This window comes from Streptomyces sp. NPDC104367 (assembly GCF_055583825.1).
Map to the genome: position 1 here is coordinate 102,951 of NZ_JBVJND010000007.1, position 16,298 is coordinate 119,248.

General features: G+C 72.7%; 15 protein-coding genes. 7 read left to right on the plus strand and 8 right to left on the minus strand.

Annotation, left to right across the window (positions count from 1 at the left end):
- Positions 1-11 precede the first annotated feature (11 nt).
- The 3 genes from ACZ619_RS12830 to ACZ619_RS12840 all read right to left on the minus strand — a co-directional run bounded on the left by ACZ619_RS12830 (position 12) and on the right by ACZ619_RS12840 (position 1,978).
- Complete coding sequence (locus ACZ619_RS12830; protein WP_469597774.1) at positions 12-788, minus strand: SDR family NAD(P)-dependent oxidoreductase; 777 nt, start codon at positions 786-788, stop codon at positions 12-14.
- Positions 789-994: 206 nt separating this feature from the next.
- Positions 995-1,177, minus strand: coding sequence for a hypothetical protein (locus tag ACZ619_RS12835; protein WP_469597777.1), 183 nt, complete (start codon positions 1,175-1,177; stop codon positions 995-997).
- A gap of 195 nt (positions 1,178-1,372) precedes the next feature.
- Positions 1,373-1,978, minus strand: a complete 606-nt coding sequence (locus tag ACZ619_RS12840) for a GOLPH3/VPS74 family protein (RefSeq protein ID WP_469597779.1) — start codon at positions 1,976-1,978, stop codon at positions 1,373-1,375.
- 183 nt (positions 1,979-2,161) lie between these two features.
- Between ACZ619_RS12840 and ACZ619_RS12845 the strand changes: the two genes are divergently transcribed.
- The gene (locus ACZ619_RS12845) at positions 2,162-3,019 is read left to right on the plus strand and encodes a PaaX family transcriptional regulator (RefSeq protein WP_469597782.1); all 858 of its coding nucleotides are present in this window, start codon (positions 2,162-2,164) and stop codon (positions 3,017-3,019) included.
- Here the strand turns inward: ACZ619_RS12845 and ACZ619_RS12850 are convergent.
- Entirely contained in the window at positions 3,016-3,429 is a 414-nt protein-coding gene (locus ACZ619_RS12850; RefSeq protein WP_469597784.1) for a RidA family protein, read from the minus strand. The two genes, ACZ619_RS12845 and ACZ619_RS12850, sit on opposite strands and share 4 nt — an antisense overlap.
- A gap of 148 nt (positions 3,430-3,577) precedes the next feature.
- Between ACZ619_RS12850 and ACZ619_RS12855 the strand changes: the two genes are divergently transcribed.
- Genes ACZ619_RS12855 through ACZ619_RS12870 form a run of 4 tightly spaced genes read left to right on the plus strand, consistent with a single transcriptional unit; the run spans position 3,578 to position 9,090 of the window.
- Positions 3,578-4,063, plus strand: coding sequence for a cupin domain-containing protein (locus tag ACZ619_RS12855; protein ID WP_469597786.1), 486 nt, complete (start codon positions 3,578-3,580; stop codon positions 4,061-4,063).
- Positions 4,060-4,959, plus strand: coding sequence for an acyl-CoA thioesterase (locus ACZ619_RS12860; protein ID WP_469597789.1), 900 nt, complete (start codon positions 4,060-4,062; stop codon positions 4,957-4,959). The genes ACZ619_RS12855 and ACZ619_RS12860 overlap by 4 nt, the downstream gene beginning before the upstream one ends.
- Before the next feature lie 46 nt (positions 4,960-5,005).
- Positions 5,006-6,694: an AMP-binding protein gene (locus tag ACZ619_RS12865; protein WP_469597791.1), complete on the plus strand. Its 1,689-nt coding sequence runs from the start codon at positions 5,006-5,008 to the stop codon at positions 6,692-6,694.
- A gap of 11 nt (positions 6,695-6,705) precedes the next feature.
- The gene (locus tag ACZ619_RS12870) at positions 6,706-9,090 is read left to right on the plus strand and encodes a bifunctional salicylyl-CoA 5-hydroxylase/oxidoreductase (RefSeq protein ID WP_469597794.1); all 2,385 of its coding nucleotides are present in this window, start codon (positions 6,706-6,708) and stop codon (positions 9,088-9,090) included.
- Here the strand turns inward: ACZ619_RS12870 and ACZ619_RS12875 are convergent.
- The 3 genes from ACZ619_RS12875 to ACZ619_RS12885 all read right to left on the minus strand — a co-directional run bounded on the left by ACZ619_RS12875 (position 9,073) and on the right by ACZ619_RS12885 (position 12,764).
- The gene (locus ACZ619_RS12875) at positions 9,073-10,404 is read right to left on the minus strand and encodes a DUF3500 domain-containing protein (RefSeq protein WP_469597796.1); all 1,332 of its coding nucleotides are present in this window, start codon (positions 10,402-10,404) and stop codon (positions 9,073-9,075) included. The two genes, ACZ619_RS12870 and ACZ619_RS12875, sit on opposite strands and share 18 nt — an antisense overlap.
- 147 nt (positions 10,405-10,551) lie before the next feature.
- Entirely contained in the window at positions 10,552-11,985 is a 1,434-nt protein-coding gene (locus ACZ619_RS12880; protein WP_469598214.1) for a sensor histidine kinase, read from the minus strand.
- Between the two features lie 53 nt (positions 11,986-12,038).
- Positions 12,039-12,764, minus strand: a complete 726-nt coding sequence (locus ACZ619_RS12885) for a response regulator transcription factor (protein WP_469597798.1) — start codon at positions 12,762-12,764, stop codon at positions 12,039-12,041.
- Positions 12,765-13,188: 424 nt separating this feature from the next.
- Here ACZ619_RS12885 and ACZ619_RS12890 point away from each other — a divergent pair, with 424 nt between their 5' ends.
- Positions 13,189-13,713 carry a transglycosylase SLT domain-containing protein gene (locus ACZ619_RS12890; RefSeq protein ID WP_469597799.1) on the plus strand — a complete coding sequence of 175 codons (525 nt, stop codon included), beginning with the start codon at positions 13,189-13,191 and terminating at the stop codon, positions 13,711-13,713.
- A 33-nt stretch (positions 13,714-13,746) separates the two neighbouring features.
- On the opposite strand, the gene ACZ619_RS12895 is transcribed toward ACZ619_RS12890, so the two are convergent.
- Positions 13,747-15,201, minus strand: a complete 1,455-nt coding sequence (locus tag ACZ619_RS12895) for a purine-cytosine permease family protein (protein ID WP_469597801.1) — start codon at positions 15,199-15,201, stop codon at positions 13,747-13,749.
- Positions 15,202-15,387: 186 nt separating this feature from the next.
- Here ACZ619_RS12895 and ACZ619_RS12900 point away from each other — a divergent pair, with 186 nt between their 5' ends.
- Positions 15,388-16,215: a serine hydrolase gene (locus ACZ619_RS12900; RefSeq protein WP_469597804.1), complete on the plus strand. Its 828-nt coding sequence runs from the start codon at positions 15,388-15,390 to the stop codon at positions 16,213-16,215.
- Positions 16,216-16,298: the final 83 nt, after the last annotated feature.

Consider the following 16,298-nt stretch of genomic DNA (forward strand, 5'->3'; position numbering starts at 1 on the left):
CGGCTCGTCCCTCAGACGCTGTAGCCGCCGTCCACCCCCAGCGCCTGCCCGGTGATGAACGCGGCCCGGTCCGAGGCGAGGAAGCAGACCGCCTCCGCGATGTCCCGGGCGCGCCCGAACCGGCCGAGGGGGATGTTGCGCCGGGTGATCGCGAGGGCGGCCTCGTCGAGTTCCCCCGTCTCGACGAGCCGGGCCGCGATGCCGTCGTCCAGCATGCCGGGAGCCACGCAGTTGACCCGGACCCCGTACCGGCCCTCCTCGGCGGCCAGGGCCCGGGCGACCGCCTCGACCGCGCCCTTGACCCCCGAGGACAGCCCGTCCCGGACCGGATAGCGGCGGGTCGCGACGGTGGTGACGGCGACGACGCTGCCCTTGCCCGCCCGCAGCAACGGCAGCGCCGGATGGACGAGGTTGAAGAACGCCACGGCGTCGGACTCCAGTTGGGCGCGGTACCGGGCGGGCGTCACCCGGCTCAGATGGATCATGGGCACATGGGGCCCCGCGGCGTACACGAGCGTGTGCAGGCCGCCGGACGCCCCGGCGGCCTCGGTGACGGCCCGCGCGGTCGCCGCCTCGTCGGTCAGGTCCAGCCGCCGTGAACGGACCTGGCGGCCCAGTCCCTCGACCTCGTCCACCAGGGCCGCCGCCCCCTCGTGGTCGGTCCGGTAGGTGAACGTGATGTCGCTGCCGTGTTCCGCGAGGGCACGGACCACCGCCGCCCCGATCCCGCCGGTGCCGCCCGCGACGAACGCGGTTCCGGGCCGGTCGCTGAAGTCCTCCACGGACATGGCTCACCACTCCGGTGACTCGGCGATGACGACCTTCATGACCCCACTCGTCCCCGCGACCTGGCCCGCCGTGGAGACCCACACCTCGCGGCCGCCGCCGGCGCTACTCATCAAAGGTCAGACCGAAAGGGACCGTCAAGGGTCCGGGCGCCCCGGGGAGGGGTGCGTTGCCGGCGGCGAGCGAGGCGGGCCCTGGGGCCGCCGTGTCACGTCCGGGCGCGGGGCCTCTTCGCGGTGGCCGTGGTCTTCTTCGCCGGGGGCGGCGCGACGGGTCCCCGCAGGCCGCCGGCGCAGAACGCCCAGTCCTCGTCGGCGGCGCGCTGCCGCCAGGCGGGTTCAGGGGTCTCGACCGGTTCTGCGGGGACGGCGCTCACGGGCAGGACGACCATGCGCCCAGCTGCGAGGCAGGGGCGCAGCCTGGACCGAACCCTGCTCTGCAACAAGCGAGTTCGCTACCGCCGCCGAACGAGAACCCCGTTCTCACCGGGTACGGGCTCGCACCCGACGGCCGGCCGCCGTGCCCGCACCCGCTTCTCAGCCCCGCACCGTCGCCGGACGGCACCTCCGGTCGGCGGGCTCGCGGGTCACAGGCCGCGCCAGACGTTGTCGAACGCCGCGTCCTCGATCTCCCGCCGCTGCCGTACGGCGGCCAGCTCCGTCACGGCGTCGTTCACCGCGGCCACCACCGTCACGGCGGCCTCGGAGGCCACGCCCGTGAGGTCCTTGGGCGGCTCGTCCTGGATGCCCACGGCCGCCGCGAACGCGGCGAGCACCGGCTCGCCCGACGCCCACCGCTCGTGCGCCCGGGCCAGTCCGGCCGTCTCGGCCGGCGCCGTCCGCCCCGAGGGCAGCGGCAGCCACCGCCGCCGCTGCCGGGTGACCGTCCCGTCCTCCTCCAGCGCGGCCAGATAGGCCGCGGCCAGGCCGCGCCCCCGCCGCCACAGCCAGTCCTCGGCCGACTCGTACGGCGCCTCCCGCCGCAGCGCGGCCACCGCCTCGTCCAGCAGCCGGTCACCCGTCGGCCCCGCGGGCGCGGGCACGACCAGGTCGCCTTCCAGGGTCACGGCCCCGGCGGCGGCGAGCTCGACCAGCTCGGCTCCCGCGAGCGCCAGCGAGAGGTCGCCCTGTTCGACGGGCCGGGCGGCGGCGTCGTACACGGTGACGATGAACAGGTCCCGGGGTGTGGTCATGGCGGACTCCCCAACAGAGATGGCGACAGAGGTGTCTGAGGCAACGGTGCTGCGCGTGCCTACGATGCCAGGAGCGGGGCGTCCCGCGCTCTCCCGCCGCCCGGCCGCGCCGGTCGCGTGTCGGGGCGCGCGGTAGGCTGCTCCGCGATCAGCGGGACGGCACCGGGCCGGAGGTGGGCACAGATGACAGCGGACGTCGGGCCGTCACCGGCCGCCGTCGGCGCGGCCGGGCGGGACAGCAGACTGGGCCCGCTGCTCATCACCCTCTTCGGGCTCTACGCGCGCGGCGAGCACAACTGGCTCTCCGTCGCCGCGGTGATACGTCTGATGGCCGACCTCGGGGTGGAGGGGCAGGCCGTCCGTTCGGCCGTCTCCCGGCTGAAGCGGCGCGGGGTGCTGCGCGGCGAGCGCCACGGCGGGGCCGCCGGGTACGCCGTCGCCGAGGCCACCCTGGAGGTGCTCGCCGAGGGCGACATCCGCATCTTCGAACGCAGCCGCGCCGCCGACGGCGACGGCTGGCTGGTCGTCGTGTTCTCCGTCCCCGAGTCCGAACGCGACAAGCGGCACGCCCTGCGCACCGCCCTGACCCGCCTCGGCTTCGGCACCGCGGCCCCCGGGGTCTGGGTGGCCCCCGGCATCCTCGCCGACGAGACCCGCCGCACCCTGCAACGCCTCGAACTGACGCCCTACGTCGATATCTTCACCGGCGACCACTTCGCCTTCGGCGACCTGCGGGCGAAGGTCCGCGCCTGGTGGGACCTCGGCGAACTCACCGCGCTGTACGCGGACTTCCTGGCCCGGTACCAGCCGGTGCGCGAGCGCGCCGCCGCGGGCGCGGTCCCGCCGCGGGAGGCGTTCGGGACCTATCTGCCGATGCTCACCGAATGGCGACGCCTCCCGTACCGCGACCCCGGGCTGCCGTTGTCCCTGCTGCCGCCGGGCTGGAACGGCGACACCGCGGGCGCCCTCTTCGCGGAACTCGACCGCGCGCTGCGCGAACCCGCCCGCGCACACGCCCTCGCCGTCGTCCACGCACCCTAGGGCCTGACCAGCCGTTCCTCGGGGATCACGGCCACGCCGAGGATCTCGATCAGCGCCTCCGGCTGCCACAGCGCGGTGCAGCCGATGCCCGCCATCGCCGGATACACCGGCCCGGCCAGCTCCCGCCACACCCTGCCGATCTCCCGGCCCCGCGCCTGGTAGCCGGGGATGTCGGTGAGGTAGAGCGTCACGCTCACCAGGTCCCGCGGCTCACCGCCCGCCGCCCGCAGCGTGGTGAGCACATTGCCGAACGCCTGCCGGAACTGCTCGACGATCCCGCCCGCGACGATCCTCATGCCGGCGTCGAGGGCGGTCTGGCCGCCCAGGTAGAGGGTGTTGCCCGTGAGCGTTCCGTGCGAGTAGCCGCTCGGCGCGGGCAGTTCGGGCGGGTTCACGGCGACGGGAGTCATCAGGCCTCCGGTTCGGTGGTGTCCGGCTCCGGCCGTACGGCCGGGCGTATTGACAATAAATGACGACCGTGAAAGATACGAGATAGCGCGTGGTCCTGTTCCGGACCCCTCCCGCACCCCGGCACGCCACGGAAACGGAGCCGATTCCATGGAGCCCGACGACCGCAGCACGTTCCGCACCGACGGCGACAACACGATGTACCGCCTGCCCAGCGGCATCGTCGCGCCCGTCGTGACCCGGGCCGGCCTGGAGGACGTGAACACCGCCGACTCGGGCGGCGCCGTCCGCGTGTCCGGCGTCAGCGCCCAGCACACCCCGGCCCGCCGCCTGTGGTACGGCAAGGTCAGCAACGACCCCGGCTACCGCTCGGTCTCCCACCACCACGGCGAGGCCGAGACCGGCGGATACGTGCTCTCCGGCCGGGCCCGGATCTACTTCGGCGAGAAGTTCGAGGACTACGTCGACATGGCCGAGGGGGACTGGGTCTTCGTCCCGCCGTTCATGCCGCACGTCGAGTGCAACCTCTCCCGGACCCGGCCCCTGGTCTGGATGACCACCCGGACCCCCGGCAACATCGTCGTCAACCTCCCCGACGTGGCCGACGCCGACCTGCGCGACTGGCTCGGCCGATGAGCGCCGCCCCGACCTCCGCGATCGTCACCGCGGCCCTCACCCTGAAGCCCGCCCCGCCCGAGCGCTTCGACCTCGCCTTCACCGCCACCACCCAGCCCTGCCCCTGGCCCAAGGCCTACGGCGGCGACCTCGTCGCCCAGGCCGTCGCCGCGGCGACGCGCTCCGTCACCGACGGCAAGTCCCTGCACTCGGCGCACAGTTACTTCCTGCGCCCGGCCGACATCGGCGCCGAGGTCCGCTACGAGGTGGAGATCCTCCGCGACGGCCGCGGCTACAGCACCCGCCAGGTCCGCGGCTACCAGAACGGCAAGGTCCTGTACGTGTGCCTCGCCAACTTCGCGGCGGGGGAGCCCGGCGCCGCCTTCCGGACGCGGCTCACCGAGGACGTCCCCGGCCCCGAGGGCCTGCCCGGCTCCGCGGAGTACCTCGCCGACCGCGCCGGCGGCACCATGACCGCCGAGTCCAAGACCTACTGGTGCGGCGGCCGCGGCTTCGACATGCGCCACGTCCCCGGCCCCGTCTACCTCACCGTCGAGGGCGAGCGACGGCCCCACCAGGCCGTCTGGGTGAGGCCGTTCGACGCACTGCGCCCCGTCGAGGGCCTCACCGACGCCCAGCGCGACCTCGCCGCCCTCGCCTACGTCTGCGACTACACGATTCTCGAACCCGTCCTGCGCGTCCTCGGCCTGGCCTGGGCCGACCCCGGCCTGGTCACCGCCAGCCTCGACCACGCCATGTGGTTCCACCGCCCCGCACCGGTCGGCGACTGGCTGCTCTACCTCCAGGAGGCGGTCGCCGCCGACGCCGGCCGCGGACTGGGCACCGGCCGCTTCTTCACCCGCGACCACCGCCACCTGGCCACCGTGGTCCAGGAGGGCATGATCCGCCCCGCCTGAGCCGCCCGCCGCACACCACCGGCGGGCTCCCGGAAGGAACCCCGCGTTGGCTCTTCCGCTCGCTCCCAGCTCGCACCAGGACACCTTCGCCCGGGACCACCTCCCGCCCGCCCGGCAGTGGCCCGTCATCGAGTTCACCACACCCGAACTCGCCTACCCCGCCCGCCTCAACGCGGCCGTCGAGCTCATCGACGCGGCCGTCGAGCGCCACGGCCCCGACCGCCCCGCCCTGCGCACCCCGGCCGGCGACCTGTGGACGTACGGCGAACTGCGCACCCGCGCCAACCAGGTCGCCCAGGTCCTCACGGAGGACCTCGGCCTCGTCCCGGGCGGCCGCGTGCTGCTCCGCGCGCCCAACACCCCCTGGACCGTGGCATGCTGGCTCGGTGTCCTGAAGGCCGGCGGGGTGCTGGTGACCACCATGGCCGCCCTGCGCGCCCGCGAGATCACCCCGATCGCCGAACGGACCCGCCCGGTCCTCGCCCTCGTGGACCACCGCTTCGCCGAGGACGTCCGCACCGTCCGGGACACCGTGCTGCCCGGCCTGCGGGTGGTCGAGTACGGCGGGACCGGCGCCGCGGACCTGGTGGCCCTGGCCGCCGCGAAGTCCGGCGAGTTCACCGACGTGGACACCGCCGCCGACGACGTGGCGCTCCTCGGACCCACCTCCGGCTCCACCGGCGCCCCGAAGATCACGATGCACTTCCACCGGGACGTCCTGTCCATCGACAACACCTTCGGACGGCACGTCCTGCGCCTGCGCCCGGACGACCTGGTCGCCTGCACCGCGCCCTTCGCCTTCACCTTCGGCCTCGGCATGCTCGTCGTCTTCCCGCTCCGGGCCGGCGCCTGCGCCCTGCTCACCGAGACCGCCACCCCCGCCCGGCTCGCCGACCTCGTCGAACGACACGGCGTCACCGTGCTCGCCACCGCGCCCACCGCCTACCGGGCGATCGTCCGCGAAGGCCGGGAACACCAACTCGCCGGTCTGCGGACCGGGGTGTCGGCCGGCGAGCACATACCGCTCACCACCTGGCAGGACCTGCGGGACCGCATCGGCCTGAGCGTGGTCGACGGCATCGGCGCCACCGAACTCCTGCACATCTTCATCTCCGCCGCCGGCGACGACATCCGGCCCGGCGCCACGGGCCGCCCGGTCCCCGGCTACCGCGCCACGATCCTCGGCCCCGACGGCGCGGAACTCGGCCCGGGCGAACCCGGACGGCTCGCCGTCATCGGCCCGGTCGGCTGCCGCTACCTCGACGACGGACGCCAGCGCGAGTACGTCGTCGACGGCTGGAACGTCACCGGGGACATCTTCCACCGGGACGAGGACGGCTACTTCCACTACCACGCGCGCAGCGACAGCATGATCGTCTCGTCCGGCTACAACATCGGCGGACCCGAGGTGGAGGCCGCCGTCGACACCCACCCCGACGTCGTCGAGTCGGCCGTCGTGGCCCGCCCCGACCCCGAGCGCGGCTCGGTCGTGTGCGCCTTCGTGGTGCTGCGCGAGGGCGTCGCCGCGGACGCCGCGAAGGCCCGGGAGATACAGGACCACGTCAAGAGGGTCCTCGCGCCCTACAAGTACCCGCGTGACGTGCGGTTCCGCGACAGCCTGCCGCGCAACACCAGCGGCAAGCTCCAGCGGTTCGCGCTCCGCCGGATCGTCGAGCAGGAGCAGGCCACCGCGCCGCTCGCCGAGCAGCGAGCCGAACAGCGAGCCGAGCAGTGAGAGGAACTCCCTTGAAGATCGCGGTCATCGGCGGTGGTCCCGGCGGGCTCTACCTCGCCGCCCTGATGAAACAGCTCGACCCCGCCCACGAGATCACCGTCTGGGAACGCAACGCCCCCGACGTTACCTTCGGCTTCGGCGTCGTCTTCTCCGACGAGACGCTCGGCGGCATCGAGAACGCCGACACGGTCGTCTCCGAGGCCATGTCTCGCCGGTTCGCCCGCTGGACGGACATCGACATCCACTACCGGGGCGAGCGCCACACCGTGGGCGGCCAGGGCTTCGCCGCCATGAGCCGCAGGGAACTCCTGCGGCTGCTCCAGGACCGCTGCCGCGCACTCGGCGTCGGCCTGCGCTTCTCGGCGCCCGCGCCCGGCGCCGCCGCGCTGCGGGCCTCCTACGACCTGGTCGTGGGCGCGGACGGCGTCAACTCCGGGGTGCGCACGGCCCACGCGGACCTCTTCGGCCCGTCGCTGGAACGCCGGCACGCCAAGTACATGTGGCTGGGCACCGACCGCGTCTTCGAGGCCTTCCAGTTCTTCGTCAGGGAGACCGAGTGGGGCGTGATGCAGGTCCACGGCTACCCCTACTCCGCCACCGGGTCCACCTTCATCGTGGAGATGCACGAGGACGTCTGGCGCCGGGCCGGCTTCGACGCCACCGAGGACGCGGTGTTCGCGCCCGGCGCCTCCGACGAGGAGGCCGTCGCCCGGATCCGCGGGCTGTTCGCCCGGGAGCTCGACGGGCACCGGCTGCTCGCCGACAACTCCAGGTGGCTGAACTTCACCACCGTCCGCAACGAGCGGTGGCACCACGGCAACCTGGTCCTGATCGGCGACGCCGCCCACACCGCGCACTTCTCGATCGGCTCCGGCACCAAGCTCGCCATGGAGGACGCCCTCGCCCTGGCCGCCTGCCTGCACGAACACCCCGACCCGCAGCGCGCGTTGCACGCCTACGAGGCCGAACGCCGCCCGGTGGTCGAGTCCACGCAGCGCGCCGCGCAGGCGTCCCTGGAGTGGTTCGAGAACATCGGCAGGTACGTCCGCCAGGAGCCCACCCAGTTCTGCTTCAACCTGCTGACCCGCTCCCGCCGCATCACCTACGGCAACCTGCGCACCCGCGACGCGGAGTTCGCCGACCGGGTCGACGCCGGCTTCGCCGCCGCACAGGGCCTGCCCACCACGGCGCCCGCCATGTTCCAGCCGTTCCGCATCGGGGGACTGGAGCTGAAGAACCGGGTGGTCGTCTCCCCGATGGACATGTACTCCGCCACCGACGGGATGCCCGGCGACTTCCACCTCGTCCACCTAGGCTCCAAGGCGACGGGCGGCGCGGGACTGGTGATGACCGAGATGGTGTGCGTCTCGCCCGACGGCCGCATCACCCCCGGCTGCACCGGCCTGTGGACCGACGGACAGCGGGACTCCTGGACCCGCGTGGTGGACTTCGTGCACACGCACAGCACCGCCCGGATCGGCCTCCAGCTCGGCCACGCGGGCCGCAAGGGCTCGACCCGCCTGATGTGGGAGGGCATGGACGAGCCGCTGCCGGACGGCAACTGGCAGACCGTCGGCCCGTCCGCACTGCCGTACGGCCCCGGATCGCCGGCGCCCCGCGCGCTCACCCGCGCCGAACTGGACCGGATCACCGCCGAGTTCGTGGCGGCGGCCCGCCGAGGTGCCGAGGCGGGCTTCGACCTCCTGGAGCTCCACTGCGCCCACGGCTACCTGCTGTCCTCGTTCCTCTCCCCGATCGCCAACCACCGCACCGACGAGTACGGCGGCCCGCTGGCGAACCGGCTCCGCTACCCGCTGGAGGTCTTCGACGCCGTCCGCGCCGCCTGGCCCGCCGAACGCCCCGTCATCGTGCGGATCTCCGCCACCGACTGGGCCCCCGACGGCAACACCGAGCACGACGCGGTCGGCATCGCCCGGGCCTTCGCCGCCCACGGCGCCGACGCCATCGACGTCTCCACCGGCCAGGTCACCCGGGACGAGCGCCCCGCCTACGGGCGCTCCTACCAGACGCCGTTCGCCGACCGCATCCGCCACGAGGTGGCCGCCGCGACCGGCACCGCCGTCATCGCGGTCGGCGCCATCGCCTCCTACGACGACGTCAACTCCATCCTGCTGGCCGGCCGCGCGGACCTGTGCGCCGTGGGCCGTACGCATTTGTACGACCCGCACTGGACGCTGCACGCGGCCGCCGAGCAGGAGTACCGGGGAGCCGGCGCCGACTGGCCGGCGCAGTTCGGGGCCGGGCGCCGCCGGCCGCCGACGGCACGCACCGACGCCGTCCGCCCCCGCCTGTCGCTGCTGCGCGCGGACCGGGCGGGGGCCGGCGTCCACCTGCGCTGGAAGCCCGCGGGGGAGGGCCTACCGGTGGTGCGGTGACGTCAGGTAGTGCTGGCGGAGCAGCTCCTTGCCGTAGTCGTTGCCGTTGGGCGTGCGGATGATCGAGTGGACGTGCATCTGGGTCGGGACGCCCTCGGTGCCGCCGTACGCGCCGCGCAGCGGGCCGGGCGCCTGGCAGTCGACCTCGACCCAGACCACCGGGCTGTGCACACGGACGTAGAACGCGTCGTCCGCGCCCGTGCCGCCGGCCCAGGTCACGTACGTGTCGTCGAGATGCGCCCGCACCTCGGCCATCCGCACCTTCGCCACGTCCGCCTTCGCCCGGTCGGCGAACGCTTCCACGATGCCGAGCAGCTTCTGCCGCTGGACGCGGTCCAGGGCGTCGCCGCGCAGCCCCTCGTAGGCCTGGACCGCGTTGTCGGAGAAGGCGCCGGCCTTCATCGACTCGCTGGTCTTGGTCGCGGAGACGACCGCGACCGCCCGCTGGTCCGCGGAGAGCGAGCCGACGAAGGCGAGGCTCGCGAGGACCTCCTCGTGGCAGACGGTGACCGTCTCGCCGTCGATCTCCATCGAGGTCGGCTCGGAGCCCCAGAAGCAGGGGCTCATGACGACCTGGTCACCGAGGACGAAGTAGTTGATCACGCAGTGGTGGCCGTCGAACTGGAAGCCCCAGGGCTCGCTGTCCGAGGGCGTGCCCATCACCGTCCAGTAGTAGGCGTCCTCGTTGAACGACGTGGTGTTGCCGATCGCCTCGCCGGCCGCCTGGTTGATCTTCCGGATCTTCTCCGTGGTCTCCAGGCCGTCCGCGCTGAGCGCGGCCTTCAGCAGGGCCGTGCCCAGGTCCTTCTGCGTGTCGGTGAGGTCCGCGAGCGAGACGCCCTGCCTGCTGTAGGAGTCGATGTTGCTCCACAGCCGCCACTCGGTGGAGTGGACCGTGAACTGCGTCGAGGTCCTCTGGGTGTCGGTCAGACCGGCCAGGAAGGCTTCGGCGGCCGTGATGACCGGCGCGGTGTCGACCCTGGTCGAGTGGATCGTGAACAGGTCGTCGATCCGCCTGCCGTCCGTGGTCAGGCCGAAGAACTCCTCCGTCAGCGACTGGTCGCCCGGACCACCTGCGCCGCCGCCCGGGCCGCCGCTCGGCGCGCCGCTGGGGGAGGGGCCGGCCGACGCGTCGGCCGGCCCCGTGCTGTCGTCGGCGAGCGCCGTCCAGGCCCCGGCACTGCCCATCGTCACCAGGGCGGTGGCCCCGGACGCGAAGAACACCTTCCGCATGAAGTTGCGACGGCTCGCCTCGGGGCGCTCCGCGTCCTGCGGCCCCTGCGTCCTACCCTCACCGGCGTCGATCTCGGGCATGCGGCTCCCTTCGTCCTGGGCGCGTCCCTGCTGGACGGCCACCGGACGTCCACCCTGCTGCGCCCAGCTGAGTCCGGGCTGAACCGGGTGGCCCGCGGGAGTCCGGAAGCCGCCGCTGACCTGGGTCTATGTGAGGTACCTAGGGATTCAGGAAAGCTTCAGGGAGATCTGCCGCGCGGCGTCGGCGAGCGGCAGGGTGACGGTGAACTCGGTGGAGCCGGGCGCACTGGCCACCTCGACCCGGCCGCCGTGCGCCTGGGCGATCGCCGACGCGATGGCCAGCCCCAGACCCGCCCCGCCCTCGCCGCCGGGGACCCGGGAGCGGGAGGCGTCACCCCGGGTGAACCGCTCGAAGACCGTCGGCAGCAGTTCGCCCGGGATCCCCGGCCCGTCGTCGTGGACACGGATCGCGCACCGCTCCTCGGCCGTCTCCACCGTGACGGTGATCCGGGTCCCGGCGGGGGTGTGGACGCGGGCGTTGGCCAGCAGGTTCGCCACCACCTGGTGCAGCCGGGACGGATCGCCCAGCACCGTGGCCGGCGCGTCCAGGCGCAGCACCAGCTGCCAGACGTGGTCGGCCCCCGCCGCCCGCGCGTCCCACACCGCGTCCCCGACCAGGGTCGCCAGGTTCACCTCGGCGGACTCCAGCGGCCTGCCCTCCTCCAGCCGGGCGAGCAGCAGCAGGTCCTCGACCAGGCCCGTCATCCGCGCCGACTGGGCGGAGACCCGCCGCCAGGCGTGCTCCGGTTCGATCTTCTGCGTGTCCACGCCCATCAGCATCAGCTCGGCGTACCCGGCGATCGAGGCCAGCGGGGTGCGCAGCTCGTGGCTGGCGTCGGCGAGGAAGCGCCGCATGTGCTCCTCGGCACGCTGGCGCTCGGACAGGGACCACTCCACGTGGTCGATCAGCAGGTTCAGGGCGGCGCCGACCTGGCCGACCTCGGTCCGCGGATCGGTGTCCGCGGCCGGCACCCGGGTGAGCCCGCTGACCTCGCCCCGGTCGAGCGGCGCGCGCGAGACCTCCACGGCGGTGGTGGCGACCCGGCCGAGCGGCCGCAGCTGCCGCCGCACCGCGACCGCCGACACCGTCGCGGCCAGGACCAGCCCGAGCCCGGCGATGACGGCCTCGACGGCCACCAGCGAGTCGATCATGCGCAGGACGTTGCTGACCGGCAGCCCGGCCAGCATGGTGGTGCCGCGCTCGGTGACGGCGGTCAGCCGGTAGACGCCCAGGCCCGGGAGCGTACGGGTGTACAGGGTCCCGTCCGCCGGGATGCCGTCGAGGGCGGCGCGCTGGGCCGCGGTGAGGGAACGCGGGCCCTGGTCGGTCACCACCTCGGCCGTGGCGATCTCGTCCCCGTCCATCAGGACGGCCAGGGTGCCGGTGTGCTGTCCCCGCTCGTTGAGGAAGCCGAGCCCCCCGCCGACCGAACCGTGCTCGCGGCCGCCCTGGCTGTGCTCGGCCGCGTCGGTCACCCGCTGGTCCAGCTCGCTCATCAGGTAGACACGCTGCACGGTCACGGTGGCGAGGGCCATCGCCGTGCACACGGCGGCCAGGGTCAGCGAGTGGACGAGGACCATCCGGGCCCGCAGTGAGCGCCCGCGCAGCCGGGCCAGGGCCCGCCGGAGCACCGTCACGCCTCGCCGTCCGCCGGTCTGATCACGTAGCCGGCGCCCCGCACGGTGTGGATCATCGGCCGCCGCTCCTTGTCGATCTTCGCGCGCAGGCCGTAGACGTACACCTCCACCAGGTTGCCGCCGCCGTCGAACGAGCTGTTCCACACGTGGTTCAGGATCTGCGTCTTGCTGAGCACCTGGCGCGGGTGGCTCATCAGGAACCGCAGCAGGTCGAACTCCTTGGCGGTCAGCGAGATGAGGGTGTCGCCCCGGCGCACCTCGCGGGTCCGCTCGGCCAGCACCAGGTCGCCGATGACCCGCACGCCCGCCTCGTCCATGGCCTCGGCGGTCCCGCAGCGGCGCAGCAGCCCGCGCAGCCGGAGGATGACCTCCTCCAGGGAGAACGGCTTGGTCACGTAGTCGTCGGCGCCGCAGGACAGCCCGTCGAGCCGGTGCTCCACCGCGTCCCGCGCGGTCAGCATCAGCACCGGCATCCGGGCGTTCTCGTAGCGCAGCCGCCGCAGCACCTGGATCCCGTCCAGGTCCGGCAGCATGCCGTCCAGGACGACGGCGTGCGGGCCGTGCCGGCGGGCGGTGCGCAGCGCGCCGTACCCGTCCCGAGCCACGAACGGCTGCCAGCCCGCCGCGGTGACGGCCACCGAGAGCAGCTCGGTCAGCTCGGGTTCGTCGTCGACGATCAGCACACGGATCGGAACCGCGGCCGCTGTGGGGGAGTCAGACATGCCCCCGATCCTCCCGCGCCCCCCTGTTCGCAAGCTGTGGAGCACCCCCACTCCGCGAGCATGGCCCGGCACCGCTGTCCGAGCGGTCGCTGTGGCGCCCGGGACTGTTTCGGGGGGAGCTGGGGCCTGCCGGTGGAGGGGCTTCAGTGGGGGTCGGGGCGTGATGCCACCCATAGGAGCCACATCACATCCTATGCGGCTTCGTATGACGGGAAGGCTCTGAATTGGGCTTTGGGGTGAGATAGGGCTTAAATCGGGCATTTCTCCTAGTTAGGGTAGTACGTCACATCATTGCGCCCGGCTCCCGGCACCGCTAACCATGGCTGTCGTCGCCGGGAGACGGACGACGGGCCGAGCGGACACCCGCCGGACCCGCCCGCTCCCGCCGGCACCGACATCACCCCCGACGGAGAGTTGCTCACGCATGACCACGACCACTCGTACCCGAATCGCCCGCCTGCGCACCATCGGCCTCACCGGCCTCGCCACCACGGGCGCCGCGGCCGCCGCGCTCACCCTGATGCCGGCGAACGCGCAGGCCGCCGAGGCCACCCAGACCCACACCGCCACCGTGGCCGCGACCTCCGGGAACGACAGCCGTACCGCCGGGCAGCAGAAGTCCGGCTACGCGAACAACCTCGACGGCTGGATCAAGCAGTCGCTGCAGATCATGAAGGACAAGGGCATCCCGGGCAGCTACGACGGCCTCAAGCGCAACATCATGCGCGAGTCCGGCGGCAACCCCACCGCCCAGAACAACTGGGACGTCAACGCCCGGCAGGGCACCCCCTCCAAGGGCCTGCTCCAGGTCATCGACCCGACCTTCAAGGCCTACCACGTCGGCGGCACCGCCAACAGCGTCACCGACCCGGTCGCCAACATCACCGCGGCCGCCAACTACGCCGCCCACCGGTACGGCTCCATCGACAACGTCAACTCCGCCTACTGAGGCGGAGAGGGCCGCTCACCCGTACCGCCCGGGTCACTCGGGCTCGCGGTGTTCGTGTGCCGCCCTCTCCAGCAGTTCCGCCTCCGCCTCGGCGATGCGCGTCTCCGCCTCGACGTCGATCGAGCGGGTCAGCCACCAGTACAGCAGCGCCGACACCGGCAGCCCGATGAACAGCGAGATGTCCGCGCCGTCCAGTGCTCTGGCGGCGGGGCCGACGAACAGGGTGCCGACGGAGAAGAACGGGATCATCACGGCGAAGCCGACCAGGTAGGAGACGATCCCCTGCCAGCCCCAGCGGCCGTAGATGCCGTTCGGCTTGAAGATCTCGGCGATGGCGTAGTGGCCACGGCGCACCACGTAGTAGTCCATCAGGTTCACCGAGGTCCACGGGATGAACAGATAGAGCACCAGCAACAGGAAGTTGTTGAAGTTCGCCAGGAAGTTCGACGTCGCCGCCAGTGCTCCGACGAGGGAGAGCGCGGCGGTCACGGCCAGGGTGAGCAGCCGCACCCCCAGCGTCGGACGGACCCGCCTGAACGAGTCGATCGCGCTGATCAGGGTGAGCGAACCGCCGTACATGTTCAGCGCCGTGACGGAGATCAGGCCCAGCGCGGAGAACAGCAGCACGACCGCGCCGAAGCCGTGGAAGACCTTGTCGCCCGCCGCGTCGATCGACGGGATCGTGTCGAAACCGTCGCCCGCCCACGCGGCCAGCAGCGTCCCGAGCACCATCAGCCAGATACCGCCGAGCGCCGAGCCGAAGTACGTCCAGTAGAACGTCTTGCGGACGGTCACGTCCGGCGGCAGGTAACGCGAGTAGTCCGAGACGTAGATGGCCCAGCTGATCTGGTACCCGGCGACCACGCCGAACTGCGCCAGGAACGGCGCCACCCTGAACGCGCTCAGGTCGAAGGAGCCCGCCGGGTAGTGCAGGGTCACCAGGACGCCGACGGTGAAGATCCCGAAGACGACCAGGAACGTGTACGTCAGGAACCGCTCGGCCCGGTGGATGATGTCGTAGCCCACCAGCGCCACCGCCAGAGCGACCACGGTGACCACGGCCACCCACAGCTTCACGCCGCCGTGGAGCGTGGTGTCGAGCGCCTCACCGGCCAGGATCGTGTTGAACACGTTGAAGCCCGCGTACTGCACGTACGCGAACAGCCACACCAGCAGCGCGCCCACATAGCCGAACTGGGGCCGCGACTGGATCATCTGCGGCAGCCCCAGCTGCGGGCCCTGCGCCGAGTGGAACGCCATGAAGAACGTGCCGATCAGCGTGCCCGCGACGATCGCCAGCAGCGACCAGATCAGGTTGCCGCCCTCCGTGATGCTGATCAGCCCCACGGCCAGGGTGGCGATCTGCGCGTTGGACATGAACCACAGCGGGCCCAGATGCCACAGCTTGCCGTGCCGCTCGTCCAGCGGCACGTAGTCGATGGACCGGACCTCCAGGCCGCTCACCCGCGGCTCCGCCGATGTGCTCATGGCACCTCCCAGGGGACGGTCCGCCACTCCGATCACATTCTTCCCCCGCCCGGGACCGCGACTCCACCTCTGTCGTTCTGCTCACAAACCGGGCCCGTCGTGTCGGCGGTCACCGCGCACAGCGCACTTTTTGTCTAACTTCGCAATCCTCTGTCCCTTCACTTCGAACTGCCGAGGCCTCCTGACATGCTCAAGCGCACCCTCTCCGTCGCGGCCGCGGTGGTGTCCCTGCTCGGCGGAGCCGCGCCCGCGGCCCTGGCGGCAGGCACCGGCACCGGCACCGGTACGGGCTCCGCCCCGGCGTCCGCCGACTTCCGCACCGCCGTACAGGCCGAGGGCCGGGCGCGGGTCTCCGCCGCCGTCCTCGACCTCGACGCCACGGCCACGGAACCCGCCCTCTACGGCGACGGCACGCCGTACGACACGGCGAGCATCGTGAAGGTCGACATCCTCGCCGCGCTGTCGCTGCACGCCCACGACCACCGCCGGGCCCTGACCGCGAGGGAGAGCGCCCTGGCCGAGATCATGATCCGCGACAGCGACAACGACGCGGCCAACGCCCTGTGGAAGGCCATCGGGCAGGCCCCCGGCCTGGAGTCCGCCAACAAGCGGCTGGGACTGACCGAGACCCAGGGCGGCTCCGGCGGCAGGTGGGGGCTGACCCGCACCACGGCGGGCGATCAGATACGACTGCTGCGCGCGGTCTTCGGCACCGGCGCCACACCGCTGGACACCGCGTCCCGCAACCGCATCGCCACCCTGATGACGGAGATCGCGACCGACCAGTCCTGGGGCGTCTCGGCCGCAGCCGACTCGGACTGGGCACTGAAGAACGGCTGGCTCATGCGCACCGCGACCGGCCTGTGGGACATCAACAGCGTCGGACGCGTCACGGCCGGCGGGCACCACTACCTCGTCGCGGTCCTCTCCGACGGCAACGCCTCCATGTCCGACGGCGTACAACTCGTCGAACGGGCCGCCCGTACGGCCGTCTCCGCCGCGACCGCGCACTGACCCCCTTGGCGCAGTGCACCCCGCCCTCCGCCCGGATTGCCCCTAACGTGCTCTAAAGGCGACGGAAGCCGGCAACGGGAGGC

Bases quoted from the DNA above. Each gene is read 5' to 3' on its own strand.
- ACZ619_RS12885 (WP_469597798.1), bottom strand. From the start codon at position 12,764: ATGTCTGACTCCCCCACAGCGGCCGCGGTTCCGATCCGTGTGCTGATC.
- ACZ619_RS12850 (WP_469597784.1), bottom strand. From the start codon at position 3,429: ATGACTCCCGTCGCCGTGAACCCGCCCGAACTGCCCGCGCCGAGCGGC.
- ACZ619_RS12880 (WP_469598214.1), bottom strand. From the start codon at position 11,985: ATGGTCCTCGTCCACTCGCTGACCCTGGCCGCCGTGTGCACGGCGATG.
- ACZ619_RS12830 (WP_469597774.1), bottom strand. From the start codon at position 788: ATGTCCGTGGAGGACTTCAGCGACCGGCCCGGAACCGCGTTCGTCGCG.
- ACZ619_RS12840 (WP_469597779.1), bottom strand. From the start codon at position 1,978: ATGACCACACCCCGGGACCTGTTCATCGTCACCGTGTACGACGCCGCC.
- ACZ619_RS12900 (WP_469597804.1), top strand. From the start codon at position 15,388: ATGCTCAAGCGCACCCTCTCCGTCGCGGCCGCGGTGGTGTCCCTGCTC.
- ACZ619_RS12860 (WP_469597789.1), top strand. From the start codon at position 4,060: ATGAGCGCCGCCCCGACCTCCGCGATCGTCACCGCGGCCCTCACCCTG.
- ACZ619_RS12895 (WP_469597801.1), bottom strand. From the start codon at position 15,201: ATGAGCACATCGGCGGAGCCGCGGGTGAGCGGCCTGGAGGTCCGGTCC.
- ACZ619_RS12845 (WP_469597782.1), top strand. From the start codon at position 2,162: ATGACAGCGGACGTCGGGCCGTCACCGGCCGCCGTCGGCGCGGCCGGG.
- ACZ619_RS12875 (WP_469597796.1), bottom strand. From the start codon at position 10,404: ATGCCCGAGATCGACGCCGGTGAGGGTAGGACGCAGGGGCCGCAGGAC.
- ACZ619_RS12855 (WP_469597786.1), top strand. From the start codon at position 3,578: ATGGAGCCCGACGACCGCAGCACGTTCCGCACCGACGGCGACAACACG.
- ACZ619_RS12835 (WP_469597777.1), bottom strand. From the start codon at position 1,177: ATGGTCGTCCTGCCCGTGAGCGCCGTCCCCGCAGAACCGGTCGAGACC.
- ACZ619_RS12890 (WP_469597799.1), top strand. From the start codon at position 13,189: ATGACCACGACCACTCGTACCCGAATCGCCCGCCTGCGCACCATCGGC.